The 9,233-nt window shown below is 40.6% G+C and carries 11 protein-coding genes; 9 read left to right on the forward strand and 2 right to left on the reverse strand.

What is annotated here, in order from left to right:
* Positions 1-79 precede the first annotated feature (79 nt).
* Positions 80-547: a transcriptional regulator ArgR gene (argR, locus tag ENH88_RS12630; RefSeq protein WP_304182617.1), complete on the reverse strand. Its 468-nt coding sequence runs from the start codon at positions 545-547 to the stop codon at positions 80-82.
* Positions 548-770: 223 nt separating this feature from the next.
* On the opposite strand from argR, the gene mdh reads away from it, so the two are divergent.
* Positions 771-1,706, forward strand: a complete 936-nt coding sequence (gene mdh, locus ENH88_RS12635) for a malate dehydrogenase (RefSeq protein WP_304182619.1) — start codon at positions 771-773, stop codon at positions 1,704-1,706.
* A gap of 81 nt (positions 1,707-1,787) precedes the next feature.
* Here the strand turns inward: mdh and ispB are convergent, their stop codons facing one another.
* Positions 1,788-2,759: an octaprenyl diphosphate synthase gene (gene ispB / locus ENH88_RS12640; protein WP_304182620.1), complete on the reverse strand. Its 972-nt coding sequence runs from the start codon at positions 2,757-2,759 to the stop codon at positions 1,788-1,790.
* Positions 2,760-3,180: 421 nt separating this feature from the next.
* Between ispB and rplU the strand changes: the two genes are divergently transcribed.
* The 8 genes from rplU to ENH88_RS12680 all read left to right on the forward strand — a co-directional run.
* Complete coding sequence (gene rplU, locus ENH88_RS12645) at positions 3,181-3,492, forward strand: 50S ribosomal protein L21 (RefSeq protein ID WP_006794538.1); 312 nt, start codon at positions 3,181-3,183, stop codon at positions 3,490-3,492.
* Between the two features lie 16 nt (positions 3,493-3,508).
* Positions 3,509-3,766, forward strand: coding sequence for a 50S ribosomal protein L27 (gene rpmA / locus ENH88_RS12650; RefSeq protein WP_064665557.1), 258 nt, complete (start codon positions 3,509-3,511; stop codon positions 3,764-3,766).
* Positions 3,767-3,907: 141 nt separating this feature from the next.
* Positions 3,908-5,065, forward strand: coding sequence for an Obg family GTPase CgtA (cgtA, locus tag ENH88_RS12655; RefSeq protein ID WP_304182627.1), 1,158 nt, complete (start codon positions 3,908-3,910; stop codon positions 5,063-5,065).
* A 73-nt stretch (positions 5,066-5,138) separates the two neighbouring features.
* Positions 5,139-5,630, forward strand: coding sequence for a type 3 dihydrofolate reductase (folA, locus tag ENH88_RS12660; RefSeq protein WP_304182628.1), 492 nt, complete (start codon positions 5,139-5,141; stop codon positions 5,628-5,630).
* Between the two features lie 79 nt (positions 5,631-5,709).
* Entirely contained in the window at positions 5,710-6,087 is a 378-nt protein-coding gene (locus tag ENH88_RS12665) for a DUF3718 domain-containing protein (RefSeq protein WP_304182630.1), read from the forward strand.
* Between the two features lie 137 nt (positions 6,088-6,224).
* Complete coding sequence (locus ENH88_RS12670) at positions 6,225-6,926, forward strand: DUF3581 domain-containing protein (protein ID WP_301561821.1); 702 nt, start codon at positions 6,225-6,227, stop codon at positions 6,924-6,926.
* Between the two features lie 97 nt (positions 6,927-7,023).
* Positions 7,024-8,271 carry a DEAD/DEAH box helicase gene (locus ENH88_RS12675; protein ID WP_304182632.1) on the forward strand — a complete coding sequence of 416 codons (1,248 nt, stop codon included), beginning with the start codon at positions 7,024-7,026 and terminating at the stop codon, positions 8,269-8,271.
* A 268-nt stretch (positions 8,272-8,539) separates the two neighbouring features.
* A protein-coding gene (locus ENH88_RS12680) for an IS5 family transposase (protein WP_304182633.1) occupies positions 8,540-9,233 on the forward strand; the annotation gives its coding sequence in 2 pieces (ribosomal slippage) (positions 8,540-8,624 and positions 8,624-9,233; 695 coding nt annotated over the 2 pieces). This gene is flagged as partial in the annotation.

The following is a 9,233-nucleotide window of genomic DNA, read 5'->3' on the forward strand; positions in this document are numbered from 1 at the left end:
TCAAGCCGATATGGGCTCTGCATTTTTCGCCCCATCAATTAGCTTTTTAAAGCAGTTGTAACGGTTTGAATTGGTAGATTTATACCGTATCAAATAAAATACGCACGCGTTCGAGGGTTACGTCAATCTCGGAAATTTTTGCAGGGGCGATAAAAATCGTATCGTCTCCAGCGATAGTGCCAAGCACACCATCCGCTTTACCTAATGAATCTAATAAACGGGCGATCAGCTGTGCAGCGCCTGGGCTGGTACGAATGATAATCATCATTTCGTTGTGCATAATATCAATCACTAACTGACGTAACGGGCTTTTTGCCGTAGGTACGCCCATTTCAGCAGGTAAACAATAGACCATTTCTTGTTTGGCATTACGAGTGCGTACCGCGCCAAACTTGCTTAACATCCGCGACACTTTACTTTGACTAATATTATCAAAGCCTTGCTCTTTTAGGGCATCAACAATTTCACCTTGTGAACCAAAGTTTTCTTCTTTTAAAAGTGCTTTAAAGGCCTTTACTAATGCTTCTTGTTTATCTTGAGGTTGCATATTATAGGTTCTTATTCATAAGTGATGCGCTAATTGTACACAATGTTGCATACTTATGCAGTAGTTGTTTGCTTTTGCGCTGGGTTTTAGTGCTGTAAACCTGCAAGTTTACAACTATGGTCTAAATTATACGTGAAATAAGCAGGATAAATTTGTCTTTAGGCGTTAATTTCATTATCTTAGTGCCACAAATATTTTCTACCTTAAATTACGGAGAATTCCAATGAAAGTTGCTGTATTAGGTGCTGCTGGCGGTATCGGCCAAGCGTTGTCTTTATTATTAAAAACAGGCTTACCAGCTGGTTCTGAATTATCACTTTATGATGTTGCTCCAGTTGTTCCTGGTGTTGCTGTTGATCTTTCTCACATCCCAACTGACGTTAAAGTTGCAGGTTTTGGTGCTGATGCATTAGATCAAGCGTTAACTGGTTGTGATATCGTGCTTATCCCTGCTGGCATGCCACGTAAGCCTGGTATGGACCGCGCTGATTTATTCAACGTAAATGCTGGTATTATTAAAACATTAGCAGAAGGCATTGTTGCTAACTGTCCTAAAGCACTCGTGGGTATTATCACTAACCCAGTAAATGGTACTGTGCCAATTGTTGCTGAAGTATTCAAAAAAGCGGGTACTTACGATGCTAAACGTGTTTTCGGTATCACTACTTTAGATGTGATCCGTTCTGAAGCATTTGTAGCTGAGCTTAAAGGTGTTGATGTTGCAACTGTGAAAGTACCAGTAATTGGTGGTCACTCAGGTACAACGATTCTTCCGCTTCTTTCTCAAGTTGAAGGTGTTACTTTCACTGCTGATGAAGTTGCTGCACTTACTCCTCGTATCCAAAATGCTGGTACTGAAGTAGTTAACGCTAAAGCGGGCGGTGGTTCTGCAACATTATCAATGGGTGCTGCTGCTGCTCGTTTTTGTATGTCGCTAGTGAAAGGCCTACAAGGTGAAGACGTAGTAGATTACGCATACGTTGCTGTTGAAAATGGCGATGCTGCATACTTTGCACACCCAGTACGTTTAGGTAAAAACGGCGTAGAAGAAATTCTTTCTTACGGCGAGTTAAGCGCATTTGAACAGCAAGCTAAAAACGACATGCTCGATACGCTGAAAAAAGACATCCAAGAAGGTGTTGATTTCATCAACGCTTAATTGCTAAGTCGATTGATACAAAAAAGCCTGCATTTGCAGGCTTTTTTATGCTCGAAGGATTTTTAATAGATTAGGTATTTATTAGTGATTACGATCAACGGCAATACGTGCCAAGCTAACGAGTGCCTCTTTATATGGCGATTCATCTAATACCGCCAAGCATGCAATGGCTTTATCAGCTTCTTCGTTGGCTTTATCCATTGTAAACTCAAGCGCTTTAGTTTCATTGAGTGCAGCTAAAATTGCATCTAAGTGATCCATTCCGTTACTGTGTTCAATAGCATCACGGATCAGTTGCACTTGCTCTGCATTCCCGTGGCGCATTGCATAAAGTAATGGCAGGGTTGGTTTACCTTCAGCTAAGTCATCACCAATATTTTTACCTAATTGCTCTGCATCAGCATTGTAGTCAAGTACATCATCTACCAATTGAAAAGCGGTGCCTAAGTGCATACCGTACAAGTTAAGCGCTTTTAATGTTGCCTCGCCTTGATTTGTGATGATGGCGGCAAGACCGGTTGCAGCCTCAAACAGTTTTGCTGTTTTCGAGTAAATGACCTGCATGTAACTATCTTCAGTGGTATCAGGGTCATTGCAGTTCATTAGCTGTAACACTTCACCTTCGGCAATCACATTGGTTGCATCGGCGAGTATTTGCATCACTTGCATTTTACCAATACCGACCATCAGCTGAAATGAGCGAGTATAAATAAAGTCACCAACCAGTACGCTGGCAGCATTACCAAACTCAGCATTTGCTGTAGGTGTACCGCGGCGTAAATTTGATTCATCGACGACATCATCATGCAATAATGTGGCAGTGTGAATAAATTCAACAATAGTTGCTAAAGTGACATGATCTTTGCCTTCATAGCCAAGCGCCTTAGCCGCTAAAATAGCCAACATAGGGCGAACACGCTTGCCGCCGCTGTTAACTATATATAAGCCGAGCTGATTGACAAGTGCTACATCAGAGCGCATTTGTGCGTAAATTAGTTGATTGACGTCATTCATATCGTTTTCGATTAACGCCTGGATAGCTTTTATATCCATTGATCTCCGAGCCAATTTTAATGGGTATACGGGGCTGATTGTACAACAAAAAACAGCTTTGCTCGACAGTTTGTGACGATTCGCCGAAAAAACACGGTTAAGCAGCTTAATTTAACCTTAATTAGCAAAGATAACTTTTTAATTTAAGAAATTAACGCCAATTCAACATGATTGTTTTTTATTCTTAGGGGCCGTTTATTCGTGGTGTAATTTATTTGTCATCAAACGCTAAAAAGGCTTGGCATAATGCCAATTTAATATAAAATAGGGGAAAATATTGAATCGCTCTCAATGCAGCTATTTTTTATTCATTTAATTAATAAAACAGGCTTGCTAGTTTTTGCACATTAGCGTAAACTTCGCGCCCTATTGAATAATATTTTAGTTGCGTCGATTTGAGGGCGCACAGACGGAGTTAATTATGTACGCGGTTTTCCAAAGTGGTGGTAAACAGCACCGTGTGACTGAAGGTCAAACAATTCGTCTTGAGAAATTAGACGTTGAGACTGGTGCAGCAGTTGAATTTGATTCAGTACTTTTAGTTGCTGATGGTGAGAAAATCGAGATCGGTGTACCGTTCGTAAACGGTGGTAAGATAACAGCTGAGGTTGTTTCACATGGTCGCGGTGAGAAAATTAAGGTTGTTAAATTTAGACGCCGTAAGCATTCTCGTAAGCAAATGGGCCATCGTCAATGGTTCACAGAAGTTAAAATCACTGGCATTAGCGCTTAATTAGAGGTACTTAGAAATGGCACATAAAAAAGCAGCTGGTAGTACTCGTAACGGTCGCGATTCAGAAAGCAAACGCCTTGGTGTTAAGCGTTTTGGTGGCGAATCAGTTCTAGCGGGTAGCATCATTGTTCGTCAACGTGGAACTAAATTCCATGCTGGCACAAACGTAGGTATCGGTAAAGACCACACTATCTTCGCAAAAGCAGATGGTAAAGTTCAGTTTGAACAAAAAGGTCCTTTAAACCGTAAGTACGTAAGCATCGTATCTGAGTAATCAGCATCGGTTCTTAAAAAACCCCGCCTTTGCGGGGTTTTTTGTTTTAAGCAAAAATATATACCTAAGCCAAGCCTGCAATCAGCTTGGCTTAGGTATATAATAGTGAAATTAACAAGCCAATCCCTAAAGTGAGTAATCATGAAGTTTGTAGATGAAGTAGAAATCCGCGCAGAAGCTGGAGACGGTGGTAGCGGCATCGTATCTTTCCGTCGTGAAAAGTATGTCCCAGATGGTGGACCAGACGGCGGTGATGGTGGAGATGGTGGTAGTGTTTATCTACAAGCTGATGAAAACTTAAATACCCTTATCGATTATCAGTTTGAGCGTTTTCATAGAGCCGAACGTGGTACTAATGGCCGCAGCCGTAATTGCACGGGAAAAAAGGCCGATGACTTATATGTGATGGTGCCTGTGGGCACTCGCATCACCGATGTGGACACTCAAGAAGGTTTGGGCGATTTAACTCAACATGGTCAAAGAATTTTGGTTGCAAAAGGCGGTTTCCACGGCTTGGGGAATGCGCGTTTTAAATCAAGTACTAACCGAGCTCCTCGTCAAAAAACGTTGGGCACACCAGGTGAAGTACGTAACCTTAAACTTGAGCTATTATTATTAGCTGATGTAGGTTTATTAGGTTTGCCTAATGCCGGTAAATCGACCTTTATTCGCAGTGTCTCTGCAGCACGTCCTAAAGTAGCAGATTACCCGTTCACTACGCTTATTCCAAATTTAGGTGTGGTACGTCCTGAAGCAAATAAATCATTTGTTATTGCTGATATTCCAGGTTTGATCGAAGGTGCCTCTGATGGTGCTGGTTTAGGTATTCGCTTCTTAAAGCATTTAGAGCGTTGTCGTGTATTACTGCATATTATCGATGTGATGCCAGTTGATGGTTCAAATCCGGTAGATAATGCCTTTGCTATCATCAATGAGCTGCATCAATATAGCCCTAAGCTGGCTGAAAAGCCGCGCTGGTTAGTGTTTAATAAAATTGACTTATTGCCAGAAGATGAAGCTCAGGCGCTGTGTGAGAAAATTGCGGAAGAGTTAGGCGAGACTGAAAATATCTATCATATTTCAGCAATCAATAAGTTAAACACTCAGCCGTTGATTCATAATATTATGACATTGCTTGAGAGCATGCCGAAAGAAAAGTTTGTACCAATTGAAGATGAAGAAGTTGAATTCAAATGGGATACTTATCATAAAGATGCAACTAAGAAGAATGACGACGATGACGATTGGGATAGTTGGGATGATGACGACTATGACGTTGAAGTTATTTATGAACGTTAGTAGAAAATAGAATGTTATAAAAGGAGCCAGTGCTCCTTTTTTCTTATTTAATGAAAAAGTATTAGGTGTTGATGTGAAAATTTCAATGATTGCAGCCATGGCTAACAATCGCGTGATTGGTCAAGATAATAATATGCCATGGCATTTACCGGCTGATTTACAGCATTTTAAAGCGGTCACTATGAGTAAGCCGGTGATCATGGGACGCAAAACGTTTGAGTCAATTGGTCGTCCATTACCTGGTAGACGCAATATAGTTATAAGTCGTAATACCGATTACGAAGCTGCTGGGATTGATGTGGTGTCATCGCCAGAGGCCGCTATTTCATTGGTATATGAGTTTGATGAAGTGATGGTAATTGGTGGTGGTAAGGTGTATCAACAATTCTTAGCGCGCGCAGATACGCTCTATTTAACGTTTATAGATCTTGACGTTAAAGGGGATACTCAGTTCCCTGATTATGAGAAAGTAGCCAACTGGCAAGTTGTAGAAGAGCAACATAATCAACCTAATGAAAAGAATTTACATGCATATACCTTCGTTACATTGGATAAAATTAAGTAACATTATTGCGAATGGGCTGATAGGTTGGTACAATATTAGCCAACTAAGGTAGTTATAAAGTATTACACAAGGGTATATAATGATTAAATTATCAACACTCCTCATCGCTTCGGCTGTTTTTTCTGGTTCTGTTTTTTTCAGTGCACCTGTTAAAGCAGACGATCAGTTAGCGATTTCAATCTGTGAATACATAGCTGCAGATGATAAGAATCGTCTACGTGATAAATTAAAAACCTCACGTGTAAAAATTCGTAATATTTACGATGCAGTATTATGTAATGGCAATAACTTACTTCGCCATGCAATTGCTAGTAATGCCACTGATGCTGGTGAATACGTTGTGAAAAATTTATCGAAAAGTTCTTTAGAAGATGGTGCTGATATCGCATGGGCTGAGTCAAATGGCCATGCAGGATCTGCGTTAATACCTATAATTAAAGAGCGTGCAGGTTTATAAGTTATAATAAATTATTAAAAAAGCCGCGATATCGCGGCTCTTTTGTATTTGAAACAAAAGTTTAACAGATTCGACCTCTATTGTATTTTTATCTGGTAGAATAGGCAGGTTATAAGCAGTTTAAGCAGTGAACAACTATGTTAAGTCCTTTTTATCAGCAACATGCTGATCATATCTCTATATCGCGTGAGCAAGGCTGTCGTTTCGCAAAATGTGTTGCCGATGATTACAACCCACTACACGATAAAGATGCAAAGAAATTTTGTGTCCCTGGAGATTTACTATTTTCATTGGTATTGAGCCGTTATGGTATCAGTGAAAAAATGGAATTTACCTTCGCAGGCATGGTTGATGAGAATACTAAACTCACCTTCCCTGAGGGCGCCGATGAGTTTGATATTACCAGCGGCGAAAAAGTCATGCTAAAGGTAAAGCGTGAAGGTAACACCAGTCAGTGTCAAACACTCACCGACAGTCTAATAAAAAATTACGTTGAGTTTTCTGGCACAACTTTCCCGCATGTGATTATTCCACTGATGGGCAAGCAAGATGTGATGATCAACCCAGCTCGTCCTATGGTTATCTATGAGTCAATGTTAATTAACCTTGATACTTTAGATATTCATGCGCCTACTTTAGAGTTTGCTGAGCCGAGTTTTGAATATACGGGTAAACGTGGCAAAATTACCTTACGCTTCAACTTACTTGAAGACGGTAAAAAAGTAGGAAGTGGTGAAAAGCACATGTTGGTTTCTGGTATTCGTGACTATTGCCAAGATACTGTTGATGATCTTATTTCGTTTTATAATCAACGCAAAGAAACTCTCAAGCCAGCTTGAATATTTAGCAAGCTTAAAAAGGCGCCGCAAAGCGCCTTTTTTGTTGCTCATTTTGTGCGTACAATAGCGCCATTATTAGTTATTTCAAGTCTATGCCATGTCTGCTGCAACCTTTAGTGATCTCCACCTTAACCCTTTACTGCTTAAAGCGCTTGAGCTAAATGAATATCAAACGCCTACGGCTATTCAACTACAAACAATTCCATTAATTTTAGCCGGTCACGATGTGATGGGGAGTGCGCAAACGGGCACAGGCAAAACAGCGGCATTTGTGCTTCCTTTACTGCATAAACTGTTAACCAGTAACAAAAAAGATGAGCAAGGTACTGCACGGGTATTAATTTTAACGCCAACCCGAGAGCTTGCTCAGCAAGTATTTGCCAGCTTTGAGAAATATGCACAAGGGTCTGATATTAAAGGGGCATTGGCCTATGGCGGCGCAAGTATTGGTCCGCAAGTTAAAGCAATCAAAGACGCGCAAGTTGTCGTAGCAACGCCAGGGCGATTACTTGATCACATCATTAAAGGCAGTATTAAACTATCAAGTGTTGATTCACTGGTATTTGATGAAGCTGACCGCATGTTAGATATGGGCTTTATTGATGAAATTAAGCGTATTTTACGCCATGTGCCAAGCGATCGTCAGACTTTGTTATTTTCTGCCACGTTTGATGACAGTGTGTTTGAACTCAGTAAAAAACTACTTAAAGACCCTAAATTAGTTGAAGTTGATAAGCGTAACTCAGCTGCTGTTGAAGTTGAGCAAATCATTTACGCGGTGGATGAAGATCGTAAACGTGAACTCGTTTCGCATATGATTGGCATGAAAAATTGGCGCCAAGTACTTATTTTTACCCGTACTAAACAAATGGCCGATCAGCTCGCCAAAGAAATGTGTAAAGACGGCTTAAAAACACAGTCAATTCATGGAGACAAATCACAAGGTGCCCGTGACCGAGCATTGCAAGACTTTAAAGATGGCACCACCCGCGTATTAGTAGCTACCGATGTTGCAGCCCGCGGCTTGGATATTAGCTCATTAAAGTATGTGATTAACTTTGAATTACCTTATATCGCAGAAGACTACGTGCACCGAATTGGCCGTACCGGACGTGCTGGCGAGCAAGGTTTAGCTATGTCATTAGTGAGTCTTGATGAGCAGTGGTTACTTGAAGAAATTGAAGTGCTGCTTGATACCCGTTTAACGCCGCAGTGGTTAGCGGGCTATGAACCTGATCCAAACAAAAAGCCGAAAGATAATCGCAAAAACTCTAATAAGTCGCGAAAAGACCGAGATAAGAAACGTATTACAGGACAAAGAGCACCAAGCAGACGTCGTAAATAGAAGCTTTCAGTTTTTAGCTATCAGCTGTCAGATAGATAAGAGCGAAAACCTGTTATTGAGATTGGCTAAATATTGTAGTTAATTGATAGGTCAAATAGCTCTTTGCGCATATATTCATGGAAATGAGCTGCACGCGTATGTTGATCTATTTAACTTAACTCAAATATTTTAGAAAACTTAGGGCGTGTTGATCTTTGCGGTATGAAAAACAAACAGCATGAAGATAAGGTATAATTGAATTCGCCAGAAAACTTTACACCGAACCCTCATGCCAAGATTAATGTTAACAGACGGGACATGGAATGTCTTATCAAAAATAATGTACTTAAGTGGTCGAATTTATAATAAGCCGACCATAGAAAAACGTTCGAAGGCATACTGTATAAGATGCGCACAGGTATTCCATGGCGAGATTTACCTTCTTATTTTGGCAGTTGGAGTGCTATCTACAGACGGTTTAATTTATGGTCCAAAAAAGGGATTTTGAATGAATTGTTTCGCGTATTATCTCGTGATGCGGACATGGATTGGGTTTTCATTGATGGCAGTATTGTCAGGGCTCACCAACATAGTTGCGGTGCAAGAACCGCTGACAATGAATCAATTGGGAAGAGTCGAGGTGGAAATTCTACGAAAATTCACCTTGCAGTAGATAGCGGAGGATTGCCTGTTTATTATGAATTATCCTGTGGAAATACGCATGATATCGTCCATGCAGAGTCACTCGTCGCCAATTGCCCAACAAGTAATGTGGTTGTCGCAGACAAAGGCTACGACAGTGAAAAACTGAGAGAGTTTGTTCGTGATAATAACGCTACACCCGTTATTCCACGTAAGGACAACAGTTTAGTAGGTAATGAAGATATTGACTGGTGTATGTACAAATATCGGCACTTGGTTGAGAATGCATTTGGCCGTATTAAGCAATATAGAGGGATAGCCACACGGTATGAAAAGCTTGA

The organism is Pseudoalteromonas prydzensis (genome assembly GCF_011050055.1).
GTDB lineage: Bacteria > Pseudomonadota > Gammaproteobacteria > Enterobacterales > Alteromonadaceae > Pseudoalteromonas > Pseudoalteromonas prydzensis_A.